The organism is Ectobacillus antri, from assembly GCF_003852715.1.
GTDB lineage: Bacteria > Bacillota > Bacilli > Bacillales > Bacillaceae_G > Ectobacillus > Ectobacillus antri.
In genome coordinates, this window is sequence record NZ_RIAV01000001.1 from 377,892 (window position 1) to 400,286 (window position 22,395).

The 22,395-nt window shown below is 39.9% G+C and carries 19 protein-coding genes and 1 other RNA gene; 13 read left to right on the top strand and 7 right to left on the bottom strand.

Annotation, left to right across the window (positions count from 1 at the left end; translation table 11 throughout):
- Positions 1–168: 168 nt before the first annotated feature.
- The 3 genes from EEJ45_RS01895 to EEJ45_RS01905 all read right to left on the bottom strand — a co-directional run bounded on the left by EEJ45_RS01895 (position 169) and on the right by EEJ45_RS01905 (position 2,980).
- Entirely contained in the window at positions 169–723 is a 555-nt protein-coding gene (locus tag EEJ45_RS01895; RefSeq protein ID WP_124563079.1) for a GNAT family N-acetyltransferase, read from the bottom strand.
- Positions 724–787: 64 nt separating this feature from the next.
- Positions 788–1,426 (bottom strand): VC0807 family protein, encoded by a 639-nt coding sequence (locus EEJ45_RS01900; protein WP_245999805.1) that lies wholly within the window; start codon positions 1,424–1,426, stop codon positions 788–790.
- Between the two features lie 249 nt (positions 1,427–1,675).
- Positions 1,676–2,980, bottom strand: a complete 1,305-nt coding sequence (locus tag EEJ45_RS01905; protein ID WP_124563081.1) for a globin-coupled sensor protein — start codon at positions 2,978–2,980, stop codon at positions 1,676–1,678.
- Between the two features lie 223 nt (positions 2,981–3,203).
- Here EEJ45_RS01905 and EEJ45_RS01910 point away from each other — a divergent pair, with 223 nt between their 5' ends.
- From EEJ45_RS01910 to EEJ45_RS01955, 10 genes are all read left to right on the top strand, one after another.
- On the top strand, positions 3,204–3,854 hold the full coding sequence (locus EEJ45_RS01910) for a serine/threonine-protein kinase (RefSeq protein ID WP_124563082.1): 651 nt from the start codon (positions 3,204–3,206) through the stop codon (positions 3,852–3,854).
- Between the two features lie 592 nt (positions 3,855–4,446).
- A complete protein-coding gene (locus tag EEJ45_RS01915) occupies positions 4,447–5,811 on the top strand; it encodes an NAD(P)-dependent oxidoreductase (protein ID WP_124563083.1) in 1,365 nt (454 codons plus the stop codon).
- A gap of 1 nt (position 5,812) precedes the next feature.
- Positions 5,813–7,087: an NAD-dependent dihydropyrimidine dehydrogenase subunit PreA gene (preA, locus tag EEJ45_RS01920; RefSeq protein WP_124563084.1), complete on the top strand. Its 1,275-nt coding sequence runs from the start codon at positions 5,813–5,815 to the stop codon at positions 7,085–7,087.
- 11 nt (positions 7,088–7,098) lie between these two features.
- Positions 7,099–8,511 carry a dihydropyrimidinase gene (hydA, locus tag EEJ45_RS01925; RefSeq protein WP_124563085.1) on the top strand — a complete coding sequence of 471 codons (1,413 nt, stop codon included), beginning with the start codon at positions 7,099–7,101 and terminating at the stop codon, positions 8,509–8,511.
- Between the two features lie 15 nt (positions 8,512–8,526).
- The gene (locus EEJ45_RS01930) at positions 8,527–9,996 is read left to right on the top strand and encodes an NCS1 family transporter (protein WP_124563086.1); all 1,470 of its coding nucleotides are present in this window, start codon (positions 8,527–8,529) and stop codon (positions 9,994–9,996) included.
- 12 nt (positions 9,997–10,008) lie between these two features.
- On the top strand, positions 10,009–10,200 hold the full coding sequence (locus EEJ45_RS01935; protein ID WP_124563087.1) for a hypothetical protein: 192 nt from the start codon (positions 10,009–10,011) through the stop codon (positions 10,198–10,200).
- Between the two features lie 118 nt (positions 10,201–10,318).
- Complete coding sequence (locus tag EEJ45_RS01940; RefSeq protein ID WP_124563088.1) at positions 10,319–11,860, top strand: PucR family transcriptional regulator; 1,542 nt, start codon at positions 10,319–10,321, stop codon at positions 11,858–11,860.
- Between the two features lie 151 nt (positions 11,861–12,011).
- On the top strand, positions 12,012–13,472 hold the full coding sequence (locus EEJ45_RS01945) for a CoA-acylating methylmalonate-semialdehyde dehydrogenase (RefSeq protein WP_124563089.1): 1,461 nt from the start codon (positions 12,012–12,014) through the stop codon (positions 13,470–13,472).
- Between the two features lie 10 nt (positions 13,473–13,482).
- Positions 13,483–14,835 carry an aspartate aminotransferase family protein gene (locus EEJ45_RS01950; RefSeq protein ID WP_124563199.1) on the top strand — a complete coding sequence of 451 codons (1,353 nt, stop codon included), beginning with the start codon at positions 13,483–13,485 and terminating at the stop codon, positions 14,833–14,835.
- A gap of 322 nt (positions 14,836–15,157) precedes the next feature.
- A complete protein-coding gene (locus EEJ45_RS01955) occupies positions 15,158–16,831 on the top strand; it encodes a methyl-accepting chemotaxis protein (protein WP_124563090.1) in 1,674 nt (557 codons plus the stop codon).
- A 39-nt stretch (positions 16,832–16,870) separates the two neighbouring features.
- Here EEJ45_RS01955 and bcaP read toward each other — a convergent pair whose 3' ends face one another.
- Positions 16,871–18,259 (bottom strand): branched-chain amino acid transporter BcaP, encoded by a 1,389-nt coding sequence (bcaP, locus tag EEJ45_RS01960; protein WP_124563091.1) that lies wholly within the window; start codon positions 18,257–18,259, stop codon positions 16,871–16,873.
- Positions 18,260–18,592: 333 nt separating this feature from the next.
- On the bottom strand, positions 18,593–18,646 hold the full coding sequence (locus EEJ45_RS18990; protein ID WP_124563200.1) for a helix-turn-helix domain-containing protein: 54 nt from the start codon (positions 18,644–18,646) through the stop codon (positions 18,593–18,595).
- A 269-nt stretch (positions 18,647–18,915) separates the two neighbouring features.
- Between EEJ45_RS18990 and EEJ45_RS01970 the strand changes: the two genes are divergently transcribed.
- Positions 18,916–19,182, top strand: a complete 267-nt coding sequence (locus EEJ45_RS01970) for a metallophosphoesterase family protein (RefSeq protein WP_336619197.1) — start codon at positions 18,916–18,918, stop codon at positions 19,180–19,182.
- 118 nt (positions 19,183–19,300) lie between these two features.
- Complete coding sequence (locus EEJ45_RS18270) at positions 19,301–19,444, top strand: hypothetical protein (RefSeq protein WP_164464171.1); 144 nt, start codon at positions 19,301–19,303, stop codon at positions 19,442–19,444.
- A gap of 139 nt (positions 19,445–19,583) precedes the next feature.
- Here the strand turns inward: EEJ45_RS18270 and ssrS are convergent.
- Positions 19,584–19,761: non-coding RNA, 6S RNA (ssrS, locus tag EEJ45_RS01975), on the bottom strand.
- A gap of 247 nt (positions 19,762–20,008) precedes the next feature.
- On the bottom strand, positions 20,009–20,209 hold the full coding sequence (locus EEJ45_RS01980; RefSeq protein WP_124563093.1) for a cold-shock protein: 201 nt from the start codon (positions 20,207–20,209) through the stop codon (positions 20,009–20,011).
- A gap of 577 nt (positions 20,210–20,786) precedes the next feature.
- On the opposite strand from EEJ45_RS01980, the gene EEJ45_RS01985 reads away from it, so the two are divergent.
- Entirely contained in the window at positions 20,787–22,361 is a 1,575-nt protein-coding gene (locus tag EEJ45_RS01985; protein WP_124563201.1) for a peptide chain release factor 3, read from the top strand.
- Positions 22,362–22,395 lie beyond the last annotated feature (34 nt).

A 22,395-nucleotide genomic window follows, 5' to 3' on the forward strand; every position in this document is an offset into this window, starting at 1 on the left:
AATGATTGTGACAATGAAGTGGTGGTGGCTTGTTATATATATAGGATAGCTATTACTGCTGAGTGTTTAGAAACCGATCATGCTTCTATCCATGTCTAGGGGAAGGGTCACTTCATGCGTACGAAAACATAGGGCGACATAATAAATGGGCAAAACAAGAGCGCTGATTTAGTGCTCTTGTTTTGTCCATTCGTCTTTTAATAGCCCGAAGATAACAACATCTTCAAGTCCTTCTGAGGTTTTTGTGCACTTTCGAAGGACTCCCTCTTGCTTAAAGCCAAGGCGCTTTGGAATTGCTTGGCTCTTTGTATTTCCGACTGCTGCCAAAATCTCAACGCGCTCTAGCTTCATCACGGAAAAAGCATGATCTACAAAAGCTCGGCACGCCTTTGTCATGATTCCTCTTCCTTGATGTTTTTCAAGTAACCAATAGCCAATCTCGATTTTATTGAGTGTTGTATGTAAACCATGAAAGTCAATGATACCGGCAAACTCATCGCGCCACCAAATGCTTGTACAAAACCCTTTATGCTGCGCAAATTGATCCATTGTTGCTTGAATAAATTTCTTTGTATCTTCTAACGTATGGGTGTCGTCTACCCAGGGGAGCCAGCGTCGCAAATGTTCACGAGAAGTGTTTGACGCTTTAAAAATGAGATCAGCCTGCGACATGTCGAGTAGTCGTAATGTAATATCTTCATCTACTTGAAAAGCAAAAAACATATGTAGTCCCCCCAGCTTTTGTTATATCATAGCAAACGTGTAGATAAGAGAAAAACAACTAAATTTAGTTGCTTTTTTCCAATGATTCTTCTGATGGTGAAGCATCTTGCACCGCTTTGGCAACATATAAAAATCCAATTACAAAAATAGCTGAGAAGCCCCAGTTGATTGCTTGACGCAAAATAATGCCCTTATCAAACGCTTCTACACCGTATTTAGTAATGAGCCAAACTTTTAAGCTGGCTAAAACAATATCGCGAACAGCGAAGCCGAGTGTAATTAGCTGAAACACATTGAACAGCTTCTTGCTCATAAACAGTTCACGTAGTTTGCCTCGGTCCTGGCCCTGCAACTCTGCAAGATCTAATGCAAAGTACAAGGCAAGTGGTTTTCGAAACAGTGCTGTCAGTGCAAATACAGCAGCTAAGGCATATGCATAATATACATTGTTCCAAAGAAGTTGTATGGCAGAACCTGCTAAAACATCTACAAGTGCGCCAAGTATTAAGTTAGCAAGCATAAAAATACCGAATATATTGAATTGCTTCAAAACCACAAATCGATATACGCTGTAGATGATACCAGGTACAGAAGAAAGGAGCATTGCGTAATAATCACCAATTATATCACGACCATAATTCCATACAACGAGCGGGAAGACAAGAAAAAAAATAATATCATATAGCGCAACTCTATTTTTCAAAGGAAACCACCTTTCTATATAAGCGCACATAGAAAAACGACATTCTTGACAGTGAGGAAAGAAAAACGGGCGATATGTAGTTGCGAGCAGGGCTAAAGAGGTGCCCATACCAAATATCTAACCAGCCGTTCTAGTTATGTGTCGAAAAAACTACATGGGCTTATATACACCAATTCTATCATTATTATAATAAGAGAGGGATAGAGATACAACAAAAGGATTGAGCGAATATGCTCAATCCTTTTGCTTTTACAATTGCGCTGACAGCGTGTTCAGTTCTTCTGCAGAATAATACACCTGCTTTACTGCCTCATTCGCATCTTGAATCATGCGTGAAATCTTAAGTAACTCTTCTTGTGTTTGTACATTTTGTGCTTTATTAGAATGAATGCTTAACAGCACTGTTTCAAATGATTCGCTCATTTTTTCTGTTTGGCTATGACTTTGTTTAATCAGTTCAGCTACATCTTTCATACGATTAGACGTCATAGCAATTTGTTCATTAATTTTAGCGATTAAATCGGAAACACCTGAAACGGAAACTTTGGTCTCTTCAGACAGTTTACGAACTTCGTCTGCTACTACGGCGAAACCTTTACCATGCTCACCCGCACGCGCTGCCTCAATGGCTGCGTTTAGCGCCAATAGATTTGTTTGTTCAGCAATCGCGGTAACAATGCTTGCAATGTTATGAATCTCGTTGGATACATTATGTAACACTGTGATTTTATCCATAATATCTTCTGTGCTTTCTTGAATACGGTTCATTAATGTTTGTTGATTATCTAAATCATGTTTTCCTTTTTCAGCAGCCGTTTCTGTTGTTGCTGCAATTTCCAAAGTCTGAACAGACATGCCATTCAGATCTTTTGTTTGTTCATTTATGGCAGAAACTGAGCGACTTGTTTGTTCGGCGACAGTTGCTAATTGCTGAGCGACACCGCTAAGGTTGTTACGAAGTGCTTGTTGTTTTTGGATGTTTGCTTCATTGTTTTGCTTGACTTCGTTTTCATATGCTTCGAGTACGAGCTGCTGTTCTAGTGTAAACATCTTAGAAACCGCCTGCATAGCAAGCTTGTATTCGGTTAGGTCCTTAACGTGAAGTGAGATAACATCTGATACATACATCAGCAGATGTTGGAACGCAGCCATATACCATTTTGGCTTCAGACCAATTCGGAAATGTGTCATTGCAATCTTCTGTCTTTTTTCCATGAAAATTGCATCAACTGTACCACTGAACATTTCGCTAATGTGTGTTGCTAATGTGCCTTTTAATTTTTCTACTGTACTGTTTTCATTAATAATTTCTGATAAATGTGCCTCAGCCCCGATGTTTTTGTAAAAATCGGTTAGAATTTCTTCCATATGTTGCTGTATAATAGGTTGTAAAAGTAATAGAATGGCGAGATCTTTTTTTTCTAATCCAATCATGTCAATATGTTTGTTTAAGGCAGCATGATCTTTGTGTAAGCTTACTTTCTCTTCATATTGAGGTAAATCATTGAATAGGAAAACACTTTTTGTTTTCTTTTTAAAAAATAATGGACTCATAATATAATCTCCAATCTTTTAATAGAAAAATATTTAGATATACAAAAATTATACTAAAAACAAAGATGATAGTGAAGATGTTTTCAAGGTATATAGGAAAAGAATAAATTATTTTTTAAATTGTAATGAAGGAAATAGGTAGGACATAGCAATTCGGATTCTTATACAAACAAATATAAAAAGAAATTAGTAAGAATGCAGACGCTTCTGCAGTGGGGGAAATATGAACAGCATCTACAGCTTTATAGAAATGATTGAACACCAGTTATTACCCGAATTGATATTAGAAAGTGAATATGTATATGATCCTGTGCGTATTACTCGAATTCCTAGTGAATGGGAATGTGTAGGAACTGGCAACTACGCAGGGGTATTTACACATGTAGATTATCCAGATTGGGTTGTAAAGGTATATGCCAGGGATTTTGCTTGTTTAGAAAAAGAAGCGGATGTATATAAAAGACTAGGTGATCATCCTGCGTACTCTCAGTTATTACATAAAGGAGATGTATATCTGATACTGAAAAGGTTATATGGAATTACGTTGTATGATGCATTTCATCGCGGCCTCCCGATTCCAGAATCCGTGATTATCGATGTAAATGAAGCGCTTAGTTATGCAAAAGAGAGAGGTCTTAATCCTTATGATGTGCATGGTAAAAATGTAATGATGCATAATAATCGTGGATATGTGGTTGACATATCAGATTTTTATAAACAAGGAGAAGACACAAAATGGAGAGATCTTGTTAGGGCTTATTATCGTATATATCTTCCTTTGTTTTATAAACGGCGCATTAAAGTGCCCTACACATTGCTTGATATAGTCAGGTACTCTTATCGAATATATAAAAAATTTAAATATTTGCTGTAGTTGCTGAATTATTTAGGAAAGTTGCCAAATTACTCGTTAAAGTCGCCAGATAAATGCGCTAGAGTCAAAAAAAGCGTGGGAAAGTCGCCCAATAAATCCTAAAAGAGATGTTTGTAGATACAAAATTACTACAAATGTCTCTTTTTTTATATGAGCATGCAATCTCATACTCATTTTAAGCGCTAAACGAGCCGCTTGCGCTTTTCTATTGTCTAGCTCCAGCGGCTAGCTCCTTCGGTCAGAGAACCCCAGCCCATAAAGGCAAAAAACGCCTTTTGGTGCTGGGAACCTCTGTCCTATGGAGCTAAATGAGCCGCTTGCGCTTTTCTATTGTCTAGTTCCAGCGGCTAGCTCCTTCGGTCAGAGAACCCCAGCCCATAAAGGCAAAAAACGCCTTTTTGTGCCGGGAACCTCTGTCCTATGGAGCTAAACGAGCCGCTTGCGCTTTTCTAGTTCACGTCAGATTTTCTGACAATATTTCTGTACATAGTGGTAAATAAGCTTGTGTAATCATTTAACTGATTGTCTAATGTAAATTTATCAGAAAATTATTACAATTATAAAGAACTTATCGTGATAGCTTTGTGTTGTGATGTTGAAGGGGGGAGACAAGTTGAACCATTTGCGATTAGAGAATAACTTTCAAGAAATTGAAAGTGCTTTGTCAAAGCGAGAGGCGGTAGAAGAAGCAAATCGTTGTTTGTATTGCTACGATGCACCTTGCATCAACGCATGTCCCACTGGAATTGACATTCCGTCTTTTATCAAAAAAATTGCATCTGGCAATATGAAGGGATCTGCGAAGACGATTATGGAGGCAAATCCGGTAGGTGCTAGTTGCGCAAGGGTATGTCCAACAGAAGAGTTGTGTGAGGGCGCTTGTGTCTTAAATCATTCAACAAAGCCGATTATGATTGGGAATTTACAACGCTATGCAACAGATTGGGCCATTGTGAATGAACAAACGCTCTTTACACCTAGAAAATATAACGGCAAAACTGTCGCGGTTGTTGGTGGTGGACCGGCAGGGATATCGGCAGCACGAGAACTAGCACGTAAAGGATACGAGGTTACCATTTTTGAAGCGGATGAAGAAGCAGGAGGATTAAACACGTATGGAATTGTTTCCTTCCGTTTGCCTCAAAGTATTGCACGCTGGGAAGTGGAACAAGTCAAAAAACTTGGGGTGACGATACGAGTCAATACGCGAATCGGAAAAGATATAATGCCTGATGATTTGCTAGCAACATACGATGCGGTCGTATTAGCAATTGGAATGGGAGATGTACCTAATCTTCATATTCCTGGAGAACAATTAGAAGGTGTATACGATGCAATTCAATTTGTCAAAGAAACAAAGCGGACACTCCCTACCAAATATATTGGAAAAAATATAATTGTCATTGGTGCAGGAAATACCGCGATTGATGCGGCGACATGTTCCGTTCGACTAGGGGCTGAAAATGTAAAAATCTTATATCGCCGTACAAGAGCAGAAATGACGGCGTATGACTTTGAATATGAATTTGCAAAGCAGGATTGTGTTGAATTTCGCTGGTTAACAGTACCAAAGCGGATTATTGGAACAAACGGTAAGGTAACTGCAATCGAGTGCATAAAAATGAAGCTATCAGAGGCAGGGGAAGATGGACGTAAACGTCCCATACCGATTGCTGGATCAGAATTCATTTTACCTGCAGATGGTGTTATTAAAGCAATTGGTCAAAAGCGTCATACTAGCTTAATAGAAAGCTTTGGCCTCCATCATACAGACGGCGTTCTCACAATTGATAAGGCGCATCGCACTTCTCATCCGAAAGTATTTGCATGTGGTGATGTGGTGTTCGGAAAAGGACAGGGGGAGGCCATGGTTGTAACCGCCGCTCAGCAAGGAAAATTAACAGCACATGCGATTCATGAGGTATTGCAAAAAGAAGCACAACTAAAGGAGGTATAACATGGCGGATTTACGAATCAACTTTGCAGGCATTCAATCGCCTAACCCGTTTTGGCTCGCCTCCGCGCCTCCCACTAATTCCGGTTATCAAGTACAGCGGGCATTTGAGGCTGGTTGGGGTGGTGCGGTATGGAAGACGCTGGGGGAACCTATTTTAAACGTTTCTTCCCGATTTGCAGCAGTCAGCTTTAACGGGCAGCGTGTTGCAGGTTTTAACAATATTGAACTAATTACAGATCGTCCTTTAGAGGTGAATTTGAAGGAGATCTATGAAACAAAAAAACGTTTCCCAAATCATACTGTTATTGCTTCTTTGATGGTAGAGCCAAAGCAGGAAAAGTGGCATGAAATTGTCAAGCGTGTCGAGGCTGTAGGTGTAGATGGACTAGAACTCAACTTTGGATGTCCGCATGGTATGGCTGAACGCGGTATGGGTTCAGCATCCGGACAGGTGCCGGAACTGGTCGAAAAACAAACATATTGGGTAAAAGAAGTAGCCCAAACACCTGTTATTGTTAAACTTACACCAAATATCACTGATATTACAGTTACTGCTGAAGCAGCTGTTCGAGGCGGTGCAGATGCAGTGAGTATGATTAACACCATCAATAGCCTAGCGGGTGTAGATTTGGATACGTGGAATACCATCCCGCATGTTGCGGGAAAAGGAGCCCATGGTGGCTATTGCGGACCGGCAGTGAAGCCGATTGCATTAAATATGGTTGCTGAATGTGCACGGAATCCGCACATTTCTGTACCCATTTCTGGCATGGGCGGGGTGTCAAGTTGGCGCGATGCGGTAGAGTTTATGTTAATGGGAGCAACTGGTGTACAGGTATGTACAGCTGCTATGCACCACGGCTTTCGAATTGTCGAGGACATGCTTGATGGCCTGCATAACTATTTAGATGAGAAGGGCATTGCTTCTGTTATGGATTTGGTTGGAAAAGCAGTTCCGCGCTACTCAGATTGGGGTAATTTAGATTTGAACTATAAGGTTGTAGCTCGTATTAATACAGATGTATGTATCAACTGCAATAAGTGTCATATCGCCTGTGAGGACACGTCACACCAATGCATTGATATGTTGAAGGACGAGAAGGGAAAATCGTATTTGCGGGTACGAGAGGAAGACTGTGTTGGTTGTAACCTATGCTCCATTGTTTGTCCGGAGGAGGGAGCTATTTCTATGGTAGAGCTTCCGCATGAGCTGCCACCGATGACTTGGAATGAGAGGCAATCCGCGTGTACGCTGTTAAATCAGCCAGTAAAATAAAGGAGGATATTATGAAAAAACTGATTATAAATGGAATCATTGTAACCGCTTCTGATACATACCAAGGTGATATTTGTATCGAGAATGGCGTGATTACCGCAATTGGAAAAAGCTTGTCACCAGAAGGGGCGGAGGTAATTGATGCGAGCGGACGTTATGTGTTTCCGGGCGCGATTGACCCGCATACCCATTTGGATATGCCTTTTGGTGGTACGGTAACGAAGGACGATTTCGAGACAGGTACCATTGCTGCAGCCTTTGGCGGTACGACCACAATTATTGATTTTTGTTTAACGAACAAGGGAGAGCCCCTGCAAACAGCTATCAACACATGGCATGCAAAAGCAAAAGAAAAAGCGGTCATCGACTATGGATTCCATCTCATGATAGGCGAAATTACGGATGAAGTATTACAGGAATTACCAAAGGTTATTCAAGAAGGGATTACATCTTTTAAGGTGTTTATGGCATATAAAAATGTGTTTCAGGCAGATGACGGTACATTATATCGGACGCTTCTTGAAGCAAAAAAATTAGGTGCTCTCGTCATGGTACATGCTGAAAATGGTGATGTGATTGAGTACTTGACGAAGCAAGCGCTCGCAGAAGGCAATACCGATCCTATCTATCATGCATTGACAAGACCACCTGAGATAGAAGGGGAAGCAACAGGCCGAGCATGTCAGCTTACAGGCCTCGCAAATTCACAATTGTATGTTGTGCACGTTTCTTGCCGTGAAGCGGTACAAAAAATTACTGAGGCGAGAAACGCAGGATTTGATGTGTGGGGAGAGACGTGTCCTCAATATTTGGTGCTTGATCAATCTTATTTAGAAAAACCAAACTTTGAAGGTGCAAAATACGTGTGGTCACCGCCTTTACGAGAAAAACATCATCAGGAAGCGCTTTGGACGGCTTTGAAAAATGGACAATTACAAACGTTAGGTTCTGACCAATGTTCCTTTGACTTCTATGGCCAAAAAGACCTTGGGAAGGACGACTTTACCAAAATTCCGAATGGAGGTCCAACCATTGAAGACCGAGTCAGTATTTTATTTTCAGAAGGTGTGAAAAAAGGGCGCATTTCGCTCAATCAGTTTGTTGATATTACGTCTACTAAAATAGCAAAGTTATTTGGCTTGTTCCCAAGAAAGGGAACCATCGCAGTCGGTTCTGATGCAGACTTGGTTATTTTTGATCCATATGTGGAACGTGTCATATCCGCTCGTACACATCATATGGCGGTAGATTACAGTACATTTGAAGGAATGTGTGTAACAGGTGAACCTGTGAGTGTACTAAGCCGCGGTGAATTTATTGTGCGTGATAAACAATTTGTCGGAAAGCCAGGACAAGGTCAATATGTGAAACGTGCGCAGTATGGAAGTGCTCTCGCATCAAAAGAAAATGTAACTGTGCTATAGGAGAGGAGGAGCGATATGACGAAACGAGCAGATTACTTAAAATCACCGGACTTATTACCCGTGGCTCATGCAGATAAAAAAATAGGAGCATGGGGATTTGCATTTATATGGGTCGGTATGGCAGTTGTGCTAGCTGCCTTCGCAATTGGCGGAGCAGGGGTGCAAAACTTACCGCTTAGTTGGGTCATTGTAGCAACGTTAATCGGGTCTATTGCAATCGGATTGTTTATGACAATCATTGGTGATATTGGTATTGAGCATGGTTTGTCGTTCCCTGTATATATGCGTGCTCCATTTGGAACAATGGGTACGCATATCCCTTCGATAATTCGTGGATTTGCGGCTTCGTGCTGGTTTGGAATTAATACGTATTTCGGATCAACAGCCATTAATGCCATTTTGAATGCATTATACGGATTTGACAATTGGTTTTTATGCTACGTATTATTTGCCGTACTGCAGGTATTTAACACAGCCCTCGGTATTAAAGCGGTTGAACGCTTTGCTGATTTAGCAGCACCAATCATTATCTTAATTTCCGCTTGGATGTATACAACGTTGTCCGATAAAGCATTGCAAGAAGGTAGAGACGTTTGGAGTTGGATTGAAAGTCCAGTAACAGGAGGTGCAGCAGTCACCGCCTTTATTGTTGTTATTATGAGCAACATGGGATTTTGGTCTACGTTAGCTGCCGATATGCCGTCGCTGTCTCGTTTTATTCAAGCACCTAAGTATGAAAGAAATTGGTTCAAGCGTAATCAAGCTTCTCTAATAGGGAATGTTGTGGCACTTACACTTACACAAACATTTATGGTCGTAATTGGTGCAGTATCGTATATTGCTGTTAAAAACGCCGATCCGGTTGTTGCGCTGCAGCAAGCAGCAAGTGGGTTTATACTTGGAATTTTACTGCTGATGATTGTGCTGGCGCAGTGGTCAACAAACGTAGCTGCGAACCTTATTCCGGCAGCAACCATTTTTTCTAATGTGGGAGGTCCGAGAGTTCCGTTTTGGGTAGGGGTTGTACTAGCGGGATTGATTGGCTCTTTCGCGCAGCCTTGGAGTTTATTTAGCGTCATCATTCCAGCACTTCTAATTGTAGGCGGTGTGCTTTCAGCAATTGTAGGTATTTTATTTGCAGATTATTACTTACTTCGTAAAAGACGAGTCAATGTGCCGGATTTATACGAGTATGATGGACAATTTCGCTACTACAAAGGGTTTAATATTGCGGGATTTCTTGCTTGGATTATCGGCGGAGCAGCTGCATATGCATTAGCTACGTATTCGTTTGTTGTCGGTTTTATTGTTGGTGCAGCTGTATATTATATACTAGCAAAATACTGGTGGTTCAAAGTGTATCAACAAGCAGAATTAGAAACACCGAGTGATGATGTTTTCTTAGGAATTACAGTTGGCCGGGATTGGCAAATTGATATGCCCCTAGATATAGAGGTTGTGAGTGAAGAAGGACGACCAATGTAAAGGAGATATGTTATGTCTTACAATGAGTTTATAGCAGAACGTGAAAAAATTGATTTTTTGTTAGAAAGAGGCTATCAAATTGTGAGTGTGCACGAAGATTTAGATGGTGCCTTCGTCTTGTTTCAAAAAGCGGAGGATCATATTACATTGCATATCCAAACAGCTGATGCACGGAAATACTTTTCAGTAAAATTGTTGCGATGAAGGCCGGGGAAAACCGGTCTTTGTTTTTTTATAAATCTACAGCGGGATGTATGTCGGGCAGGAATGGCAGAAAAAAAAAAGAATAGTATAGCTATTACCTGTTAAGAGGGGTGGAGATATGCATCACTTCCCGTTAACCGTCTGTGATGTGTTGAAGCGTAAGCATTTCGGACATGTGGAAATTATTGCAGGCAACCGTGGGCTGAATCGAACTGTCAAGTGGGTACATATTCTAGAAGTGACCGATATTAAGTCGCTTTTAAAAGGAAATGAGCTCATCTTATCTACTGGTCTTGGTTGGCGAGAGGATGAATCGTTGTTTACATCTTTTCTTGAAGAACTCATTGAAATACAAGCAGCAGCACTATGTATTGATATGACAAGACAACCGTTTTCTATTTCTCCCCGGATTATCTCGTTAGCAAATGAGCACCACTTTCCAGTTTTATTATTTCAAGAAGAAGTTCCTTATGTGGAAATTACACAAGATATTCATTCTTATCTTATTAATAAACAATATCAAATGATTAGAGATCTTGAATGCTATTCACAGATACTCAATAAAAAGCTGCTATCTGTACGGAGCTATGAAGAGATTGTAGAGTTGCTACATGAGCATACAGGTCATGCGGTCTTGTTTCAAATGGAAGAAACAGAAATTTTGTTTCCAACAGGAGCTTGTATAAAGCCAAATACGCAGCGTACACTGCAACAATGCATTCGTTTGTTTGGGCAAGACTATGCGCAGCTCTATCTGTTTGGTAATCGTGATGTAACAGAGTACGATAATCTAATGTTAGATCGGACTGCAACAGCCATTGCACAATTTTTGTTACGTGATCTATTTGTTGCCGAGAAAAGAAGAGTAGAAGAAAGTGAATGGGTACATAGCTGGTTGGCTGGTGAATATGAAGAAAGAGAGATTGATGATATTTTATGTAGTCATCGAATTGTAGCTACAAAAGGTGGAACGGTATGCGTTTCTAAATTTCAGGGCGCTGATGCGGATTTTACTTACTATAAGTTGCTGTTTCGGACTATCTTTGAACAGTTTGGCTTTTTTTCTTTATGTACAGAAAAGCGAAATGAACTTTCAGTTATATTGCTGAATCAGCGTGAAGGAAAAGTAAAACAGCGTTTAGAACAAGCACTTGAGCGTCTGTTGCAGACCGATTTTATGAGAAAACAAAAATATGCTTTTTTTGTAGGTATCGGAAAATTTGTAGAGTTTTTGGATGAGTTTCCAAAAGCACTTCGAACTGCAAAGGAGACCATCAAAATACAGCAAGTGATGCAAAGTGATTGCCGTTTCTATGAAGATATGCATATGTACCGTTTACTTTCCATGTATAAGCATGAAGACCTACAAGAGATTGTCATGGAATATTTAGAGCCGGTCATTTGGTACGACCAAAAATATAAAGGAAAGCTGATAGAGACATTACGCGTATATTTAGCGTGTCACGGTTCCAAGCAGGAGACAGCTAAAAAATTGTTTGTTGTACGACAAACATTATATCATCGTATCACCAAGCTTGAACAACTTCTCGGTGAAGACTTCATGAAGCCTAATAAGCGGTTAGTTATTGAATTTATGCTTCAAGCATATGATTACTTACTTACTACAAAACGAATGAAAACATACGAAAAAAGTCTGTGATACTTTCGTTTCATCGTACAACAGGAAAAAAGAATGTGCAGTAGTCAACTTGTAGCAGAAACGCTGTTGCAAATTTGACATTCTGTCTAATGAATGAACCGTTAATATACGAGATAATAATAGAAAGCCATTTTTATAGAGGAGGAGTTTTATGACGGCTACGGATACACAGGTGTTAAAAAATTTGATCGGCGGTAATTGGGTGAATTCGCAAGGAACGGAAGTATTGGATGTGCTAAACCCGGCTACAAAAGAAGTTATAGCTAAGGTCAATATTTCAAGCGTTGCTGATGTGCATATGGCTGTACAGGCGGCAAAAACAGCATTTATAACATGGAAGAATACACCTACGCCCAAACGCGCTCGTATTTTGTTCAAGTACCATTCCCTACTAACCGAGCAGCATGAAGAATTAGCAAAATTGATTGTAAAAGAAAACGGAAAGGCATACAAGGAAGCGTACGGTGAAGTCCAACGAGGTATAGAGTGTGTGGAGTTTGCTTCTGGTGCGCCAACGCTTTTAATGGGAGAAACGTTATCTGGTATTGCAGAGGACATAGACTCGGAAATGTTCCGATATCCACTTGGTGTGATTGGGGGAATTACGCCATTTAATTTTCCGATGATGGTACCGCTTTGGATGTTCCCTTTAGCAATTGCATGTGGAAATACATTTGTTTTAAAGCCTTCTGAACGTACTCCGATGCTAGCAAACCGGCTTGCAGAATTATTTCAACAAGCAGGTGCACCAGACGGAGTATTAAATATTGTGCATGGTGCTCATGATGTGGTAAATGGTCTACTTGATCATCCGGATGTCAAAGCAATTTCATTTGTAGGCTCACAGCCTGTCGCAAAATATGTGTATCAGCGTGCTGCAACGCAAGGAAAACGAGTACAAGCGTTATCGGGTGCGAAGAATCATCATGTTGTCATGCCTGATGCAGATATCAAAAAAGCGGCAGAACATATTGTTTCCTCCGCTTTTGGTAGTGCTGGGCAGCGTTGTATGGCATGTAGTGCTGTTGTGGTAGTAGGTGAAAATGATAAGTTTGTAGATGTACTGCAAGAAAAAGCAATGGCATTAAGCATTGGAAGTGGTATGGATGAAGATGTATTGCTGACACCGGTTATTCGTGAGTCCCATCGTGAAAAAGTAATTGGTTATATTGAAGCAGGCGTGAAAGAAGGTGCAATTCTTCTATGTGACGGACGCAAGGAAATGGAATCTATGCCAGAAGGGATATTTTTAGGAGCGACTGTATTCGACCATGTTACACCTGAAATGACGATTGCAAAAGAAGAAATCTTTGCTCCGGTTTTAAGTGTATTGCGCGCGGAGGATTTAGATGAAGCCCTGTCTTATATTGAGAAATCTCGCTACGGTAATGGAGCAACCATTTATACGAGGGATGCGAAAGCGATTCGACAATTTCGAGAAGAAGCGGATGCGGGGATGCTTGGTGTTAACGTTGGCGTGCCGGCAACGATGGCATTTTTCCCGTTTTCTGGTTGGAAGGATTCGTTCTATGGCGACTTACATGTAAATGGAAAGGATGGCGTAAACTTTTTTACAAGAAAAAAAATGATTACGTCACGATTTGATTTTTAAGGGGGGAAATATAGTGGTAACGAGACAAAGCGGAGAGTCTTTAGTGAAAGACGAGAAATATGTTTGGCACGGGATGCGCCCATATAGTCCGGATGCTACAATGGTTGTTGATACAGCAAGCGGGGCGTGGATTACAGATGAAAACGGAAATCGTTATCTCGATGCGATGGCTGGCCTATGGTGCGTAAATGTTGGATATGGACGAGAAGACCTTGCGGAAGCAGCATATGAACAATTAAAAAAACTTGCATATGTACCGATGACGCAAAGTCATGGTCCGGCCATCGCATTGGCTGAAAAGTTGAATGAACTGCTTGGCGGCGACTATGTAATCTTCTTTTCCAATAGTGGATCAGAGGCAAATGAGACCGCGTTTAAGATCGCTCGTCAATATCACCAGCAAAAAGGAGAAGGAAGTCGTTATAAAATTGTGTCTAGATATAGAGCGTACCATGGTAATTCCATAGGAGCACTAGCTGCAACAGGGCAAGCCCAACGTAAATATAAATATGAGCCACTCGCACCTGGATTTCTTCATGTGGCACCACCTGATAGCTATCGCTTTCCCGAAAGTGGGGCATCATCTGAGCAACTGCAATCTGTGCAAGCTGTGGATAATGCGATGACGTGGGAATTAAGCGAAACCGTTGCAGCTGTGATTATGGAACCTATCATTACAGGTGGAGGGATTTTAATGCCACCTGATGGTTATATGAAAGGTGTGAAAAAGGTTTGCGAAAAGCACGGAGCACTATTAATTGTTGACGAAGTAATTTGTGGTTTTGGACGTACCGGTATGCCATTTGGTTTTATGCATTATGGTGTAAGTCCAGATATTATTACAATGGCCAAAGGGTTAACAAGTGCTTACTTGCCGCTTTCGGCAACTGCTGTTAAACGAGAAATTTACGAAGCGTTTAAAGGCTCAGAAGAATATGATTATTTCCGTCATATTAATACATTTGGTGGTAACCCAGCTGCATGCGCGCTAGCGCTTAAAAACTTAGAAATTATGGAGCGAGAACATTTATTTCAACGATCGGCTAAACTAGGAGCGCAGTTGCTAGAGAGCCTGCGATCCGCTCTTTCTCAACATTCGCTTGTCGGCGACGTGAGGGGGAAGGGGTTACTTGTTGGAATCGAACTTGTAGCTGATAAAACAACAAAGGAACCACTTGACGTCGCTCTTGTGAATCGTGTGATAGCTGCTTGTAAACAACAGAATGTTATCATTGGGAAGAATGGAGCAACTGTTGCTGGATATAACAATGTGCTTGCTATTTCACCTCCGCTTACAATTGAAGAAGCTGATTTGGATTTGATTGTTAAAGTTTTAACGGTAGCACTAGAAACTATCAAATAATGTAAACAGGAGCGTACCGGATTGGTACGCTCCTGTTTATGTTGCTTAGGTAATTAGGTTAGTCTTATAGTATAATCTTTATTTTTCATCGTATGTTACTGCGGTATGGATAAAAGAAATCCATTTATTCAATGCAGCTATCGTTTCAGATGTATTAGCAAATAAGTACACTTTATTAAAAGAAAATTAATCAGAAAATAATAAAAAAATTTATTTTTTTGAATGTATCGTTATATAATAATAAAAAGAGGTGATGCAGTATTAGTACTATAAAAGAGTAGATACATATACTTAAAACTTGGTTGAAGGGGGAAGCGCCGGGATGAAGCTGAATATTAGGAAAAAAATTTCGTTTTCTTTTTTATTGGTCATTGCATTGATGCTCAGTGTGGTTGTTATATCAAATTATGGAATGAGGTCACTACATAATCAGTATTCACATTTGCTTGAAGTTGAATCTAAAGACTTAGAGAAAACACGCTTAATTCAAGTATCCTCAACGCGACTGGAAAGTCAGTTTTACTCATATTTGCTTTCAAAAGAAGCGGATGATGTAAAAGCGATGCAAAGCGAGCAAGGAATCATTTTAAAACGAATTCAAAGCATCAAGGAAAACGAAACAAATAAAAAAAGCAAAGAATATCTAGGACAAATTGAGGGATTGGTACAGGCACATGAAAAACGGTTAACACAAGCCATTAAACAAAATGAGATTGAAACATCCATACAAGAAAATATTTTAGCTATATCCCGTGAAATTCGTACGATTGCAGACCAATTGGCGCTAGAAAAGCAACGTGAAATTGATGAGGTGGTTGCTTCTAGTTCGGCTGATATTGAGAAAAAGCTCAGATGGAGTCTACTGATGAGCGCTGGTGCTATTATCTTATCTGTTGCAGTGGGAATTATCTTATCGATTGTATTATCAAGACCAATTAAGTTAATTAGTGCGCAAGCGGAAGAAATTTCTAAAGGGAACTTAGCGATTTCAGATTTACAAATTCGAACAAAAGATGAAACAAGTATACTAGCGCATTCATTTAATACAATGAAAGCGAACTTAAGGGAACTTATTCATCAAATCCAAGCAGGTGCCGGGCAAGTATCAAAAACAGCGAGCGAACTTGCCTCCGGGTCAGAAGAGAACACAGCAGCAACCCAACAAGTGTCAGAGCATATTCAGTGCACATCACAGGATATGCAGGAACAGCTGTCTCACATTCATATGAGTAAAATGCAGCTGCAAGAAGCAGCGCAAGATATTGAAGGTATTGCCATAAATGTACAAGACGTCTCAGTATCTGCAGGATATGCTGCGGAACTGTCTATGCAGGGACAAAATGTCATTCAAGCGGTAATAAAGCAAATGGCAGTAATTCAAAGTACAATTGATGCTGTTGCAGAAAATGTGGAATCTTTGAATAAACGTTCAACCGATATTAACAGCATCACAGAGGCCATTAAATGGATTGCTGATCAAACAAACTTATTATCACTGAATGCAGCAATTGAAGCTGCTCGAGCAGGGGAGCACGGCAGAGGATTTGCAGTTGTAGCTGATGAAGTTCGAAAGCTTGCTGTGCAATCCGCTAAATCTGCACAGGATATTACTGCTCTTGTAAAGTTGGTGCAAGAGGAGGCCAATCAAGCATTTCAGGCAGCGCAGCAAGGAATGAGTGAAGTGAATCAAGGTTTAGAAGCAGTACAAACTGCAGGAAAGCAATTTACAAATATTCATGAGTCGTTTACGAATGTAGATGATAAAATAGCGGGTATTAGAGAGGCAATACAACAAGTATCTACTCAATCAAAGGAAATTGTGCAAGTATTTGAACAAATGTCATCCAAAACGGATGAAATGGCGATGCGTCTTCAAACTGTGGCTGAAACGGCGAAGGAGCAATCGGCAACATCTGAGGAAATTGCCGCATCTGCTGAAGAGATGACAGCAATGGCTGAGGGACTTCACAAAGGAATTGCAAAATTTAAAGTATAACAAAAAACAGACAAGCAACGGCTTGTCTGTTTTTTGTTTCTATTCATTTAATTTACTATGTTTTTTGCTGTATACGAAGTAAATAACTAAACCGATTAACAGCCATCCTCCAAAGCTAATCCACGTTGTCAACGGCAGTTGTAAAACCAAATATCCGCAAAATGCAATGGCTAAGATAGGGATAAGTGGCACAAGAGGTACTTGAAAGCCTCGTTTAATGTTCGGTTGTGTTTTACGAATGACGAGAATGCCGATGGAAACAGTAATGAATGCAAACAGAGTACCGATATTTGTTAATTCTGCTAATTTGCTAAGAGGTAATACACCGGCAAAGAAGGCAACAAAAATAGCGATGATCCAGTTGTTTATGCGCGGTGTTTGTGTTTTGTTGTTTACACGTGAGAATACCTTTGGTAACAAGCCGTCGCGGCTCATTGCATAAAACAAACGAGATTGACCATATAGCATAACAAGTAATACGGTTGTAATACCAACAATAGCTCCTAAAGAGATAAAACCGGCAACCCAATCTTGATTAATATAATTTAGTGCGAATGCAACAGGGTTTTTCACATTTAACTGGTCGTACGGTACGATACCCGTTAGAATTGCGGAAACAATAATGTAAAGTGCTGTACACACAGCAAGAGAAGCGATAATCCCAATTGGCATGTTACGCTTTGGATTGCGCACTTCTTCCGCAGCAGTTGAAACAGCATCAAAGCCAATGTAAGCAAAGAAAACTGTTGCGGCGCCTGTAGCAACACCGGAAAAACCAAACGGCATAAAGGGTGTCCAGTTTTCAGGTTTTACGTAGAATGCGCCAACACCGATAAAAAGAAGAATAACTGCTACTTTAATAATAACCATAATTGTATTAAAGCGAGCGGATTTTTTAACGCCTTTTGTTAATAGGAATGTAATGATTAAAATAATAAGAATAGCAGGTAAATCAATGAATGTACCTTTCTCAGGATTATAAGCGCTAGATAAAGCTGTAGGAATGGTTATACCGAATCCTTTCAATAAACCTTGAAAGTAGCCAGACCACCCTACTGCAACAGCAGAAGAAGCTACGCCATATTCTAAAATTAAATCCCAACCAAGAATCCAAGCGATTAGCTCACCAAATGTTGCATAGCTGTATGTGTAGGCACTACCTGCTACAGGAACAGTAGAAGCAAATTCCGCATAACAAAGAGCTGCAAATACACATGCAAGACCTGAGAGAATGAACGATAAAATTAGGGCAGGACCAGCATGTTCTGCCGCGGCAACTCCTGTTAATACAAAAATTCCTGTACCGATGATGGCACCAATACCTAACATTGTTAAATCAAAAGCACCTAAATCTTTTTTTAAGGAAACGCCAGTGCCACCCGATTCCTGAATTAAGCTTTCTATGGATTTTTTTCTGAATAAGCTCATGTTGTTCCTCCTTGTAAATAAAATGTCGAAACTTGATGTGTATGTAGAGATTGTACAACAATCTGAAATCGTTGTAAAGTTAGAAAAGTTAGAAAACTTATAAAAACCTTATTTTTTTGTTATTTTCAGGTGTATTTATGAAAGTTATTGTAGTTGCGGATAGTCATATTTCAAAATGATTTAAGCAGTTGCCATTCGTACTTGAGGAAGATTTGAAATTTGCAGATCTTATCATTCATGCAAGGTGACTGGCAAACGATTGCAGTTTATGAGACATGTGAACTACCCGTCAATTACCACCCTTACGGGTTGCTTAAAGCGGGGACTTCTTGGTTAACAACCGAAAGTTTGGCGTATCACTAATGCCTGTGCTTCTGTCGGATACAATCAAACTCATATCCTTTATTTGTTTTAGCCATATCAAATCACCTCACTTTATTTCTTGATTTTCGATATACTTCAGGAACACTGTTTGATTACTACTATCTAAATTCACTGTTATATCAATTTTTATCATTTATGTTTTAATTATACTATGTAGTATTTGGGAACAAATGCTTTTAGGCTAACGTCCAACCGAAATTCATCTTCGCCTTACCGTTGGACTACGCCCTTTACACGCTTGAAGAGGGAGATGAATTTCGGATTCCGTTAAAATATACGAAAATGTAGTAGGGGTTAGTGGCCATGTAGATGAACTGGAATTGAAGGTCAAGTTACAAGAGCGTTTAATTTTGCAGTTGGGTTCGTATACGGTTGGCGTTGTGCATGGACATGGACAGTCGAAAACAACTATAGAACGTGCCTTTCATGCTTTTGCCAGAGATAGAGTAGATTGTATTATATTTGATTATTCCTCTATACCAGTAAACGGAAAAAGAGAGGACATTATTCTGTTTAATCCCGGCTCATCTAAGGGATAAAAAACGATAGCCGATGTATTCGTACGGTGTGATTTACTTGGAAGGTCGTCTAGAAGCAAAGTACATGTTTTTTTAAAATATGGAAATGATATCCTGTATAAACACGGAGGTGAACAACATGAAGGAAAAGAAAAGTAGCCATGATCTTGGTGCAACAGAGCGCATTGCACAAATGGAAGACCAACAAGATAACGAAACAGAGATACGCCAGGAAAAGCGTCCCATTGACCAGTTTCGTCTCGATGTTATGAATATGGATTAAAAAGAGGTGTGTTAAAGTTTGACATTAGTAATTGGTACTTGTTAATTGGAGTGAAAAGGTGAGGAGATTGCAAAAAGCACCCGCCATAACGGACTCCTAGCAAAGATAAACAAAAAAGCCGCTCTTTGCGGCTTTTTTCGTAAGTCCCGCTCTGCCGTAACTCTAGTGTCTCAAAACCCGCTCTCGCAGGTGGGCATCCTCATCCACTTTTTCAACGTCCTGTCTATGCAGGCATGTTGGCAAAATGTCATATTGAATTCCCGATAAATGTTTATAGGTTTGAGACAACGAAGAGCATACGCACATCGCAGGGGAGAGAAGTTATTATATGGTAAGAAATTGCTGCATGTCAAACTTTATAGTTACGCATGTATATTGCTTTTGTATAGTGTTATTCTACTCTGTCTTAAATAAAAATACAAGGGTAAAAAGTATCTTTCTTATCAGACTCAACATGTTAGGGTATTTTATGGAGGAAAGGGCGACTGTTCATAAAATATAGATAAGTAGGATACATAAAGTAACAAAAAAAGAACCTGCAGAGCAGGATCTTTTCAAAAGCTATTAAGCTTTGTGTACGTTAGAAGCTTGGTCGCCACGGTTGCCTTGAACGATTTCAAAAGTAACTTTTTGACCTTCTTCTAAAGTTTTGAAGCCTTCGCCTTGAATTGCAGAGAAGTGAACGAATACATCGTCTCCACCTTCGCGCTCGATGAAACCGAACCCTTTTTCTGCGTTAAACCATTTTACTGTACCTTGTAACATAATGTTACCTCCTGCTATGTGCTGTGCACATCTTGTAATACTATCCTTGCTCTTTGAAAATACCAAGACGAAAACTTGTTATCTTACAAGCCGAACAAAAATAATTCTTCTTTATCATAACAGGTGATACAGAAAATAGCAAGCTTTTCCTTTTACCCAAGGGAATTGACAGTTTGAAGTGGATAACGTACCATTGAAAGCGCGCTATAATTATATAGATATCAGCTAAAAACTAATATTGTTTATTAGATGAGAGAGCAGAGCGGTTGATATATAATTATGGTCAGAGCTTAACAAGTGCATGTGCAAAAGGTAAGAATATAGGTATCTGACAAGTTGTTTTTGTGTTTCTATTTCCATGTGTGAAAAGCACTTGTATTTATTTACAGGCTCTGTTAAAGTTCGTTGTTGATTTTCGTTACTTGGGGTGCGCTTTCCTCGCATTAGTCTCACCCCCTTCACTCCAATCAACAAGTGCAAATGATTAACATGGGGCTTTAACACAGCCTATTTAAATAGAACTACTTCCATATTATAAAAGTAGGAAGCGTAATTTATGAAGGAAAGGACTATACATATGAGTGAACAATCTAATATACAAACGTCATCGCGCCGGACATTTGCGATTATTTCGCATCCGGATGCAGGTAAAACAACATTGACGGAAAAGTTGCTTCTTCTTGGTGGTTCCATTCGTTCAGCAGGAACGGTGAAAGCAAAAAAGTCAGGTAAATATGCAACATCTGACTGGATGGAAATTGAAAAGCAACGTGGTATTTCCGTTACCTCTAGTGTGATGCAATTTTCGTATCGTGATCATCATATTAACATTGTTGACACACCAGGTCACCAAGATTTTAGTGAAGATACCTATCGAACACTAACAGCTGTTGATAGCGCAGTTATGGTGATTGACGGTACAAAAGGTATTGAGGCGCAAACACTTAAATTATTTAAAGTATGTCGTATGAGAGGAATCCCTATCTTAACGTTTATCAACAAATTAGACCGTGAAGGGAAAGATCCTCTAGAACTGCTAGAAGAAATCGAAGAGGTACTTGAAATTGAATCTTACCCAGTGACATGGCCGATTGGTATGGGGAAAAGATTTCAAGGTACATATGATCGCTTTGAAAAACAAATTGAAGTTTACCGCGGTAATGAGGAGTCGTTATTTGTTAACTTTGATGGCGAACATGTAACAGATGAAGTAGCGGAGCACATTAATGAAGGGATGCTACCGTCTTTAATGGATGAGCTAACGTTGCTTAATGAAGCGGGAAATGAGTTTTCAATGGAAAAAGTAAAGAATGGCACATTAACACCTGTTTTCTTCGGAAGTGCGATTGCAAACTTTGGTGTACAATCATTTTTCAATGCATTTTTGCAGTTAACATCACCACCGCAGCCACGAAAGTCATCTATAGGTGAAATTGATGTAAACAACCCTGAGTTTTCTGGATTTGTTTTTAAAATTCAGGCGAATATGAATCCGGCGCACCGAGATAGAATTGCTTTCGTGCGTGTGTGTTCTGGGAAATTCGAGCGAGGCATGACAGTTACGTTATCTCGTACTGGTAAAAAAATCAAGCTCGGCCAGTCTCAGCAATTTTTAGCATCAGAGCGTGAAACAGTAGACGAAGCATATCCAGGTGATATTATCGGCTTGTATGACGCCGGCACCTATCAAATTGGTGATACAATTGTCGGAGGCAACAATACCTTTAAGTTTGAGGCGTTGCCAACCTTCCCGCCAGAATTATTTATGAAAGTTCGTGCAAAAAACGCGATGAAGCATAAACATTTTGATAAAGGGATGAATCAACTTGTACAAGAAGGTGCGGTGCAACTTTACCGTACACCATTTTTTGGAGATTACATTTTAGGTGCGGTTGGTGAACTTCAGTTCCAAGTATTTGAATACCGTATGAAAGCAGAATATGGTGTGGATTTGGAAATGATTATGATGCGCCATGATATTGCAAAGTGGGTAACTGGCGGCGAACTAAAAGACAGTATGCTGGACTCGCGTGTAATGAAGGTTGAAGATCGTGAGGGGAATCCGGTACTGTTATTTGAAAATGACTTTGTATATAGAATGTTCCAAGATAAATATCCAGATATAAAATTAAGCAGCGTGTTGGAGTTGTAGAAAGTGGTCTTGTCCAAGACCACTTTCTTTTTTG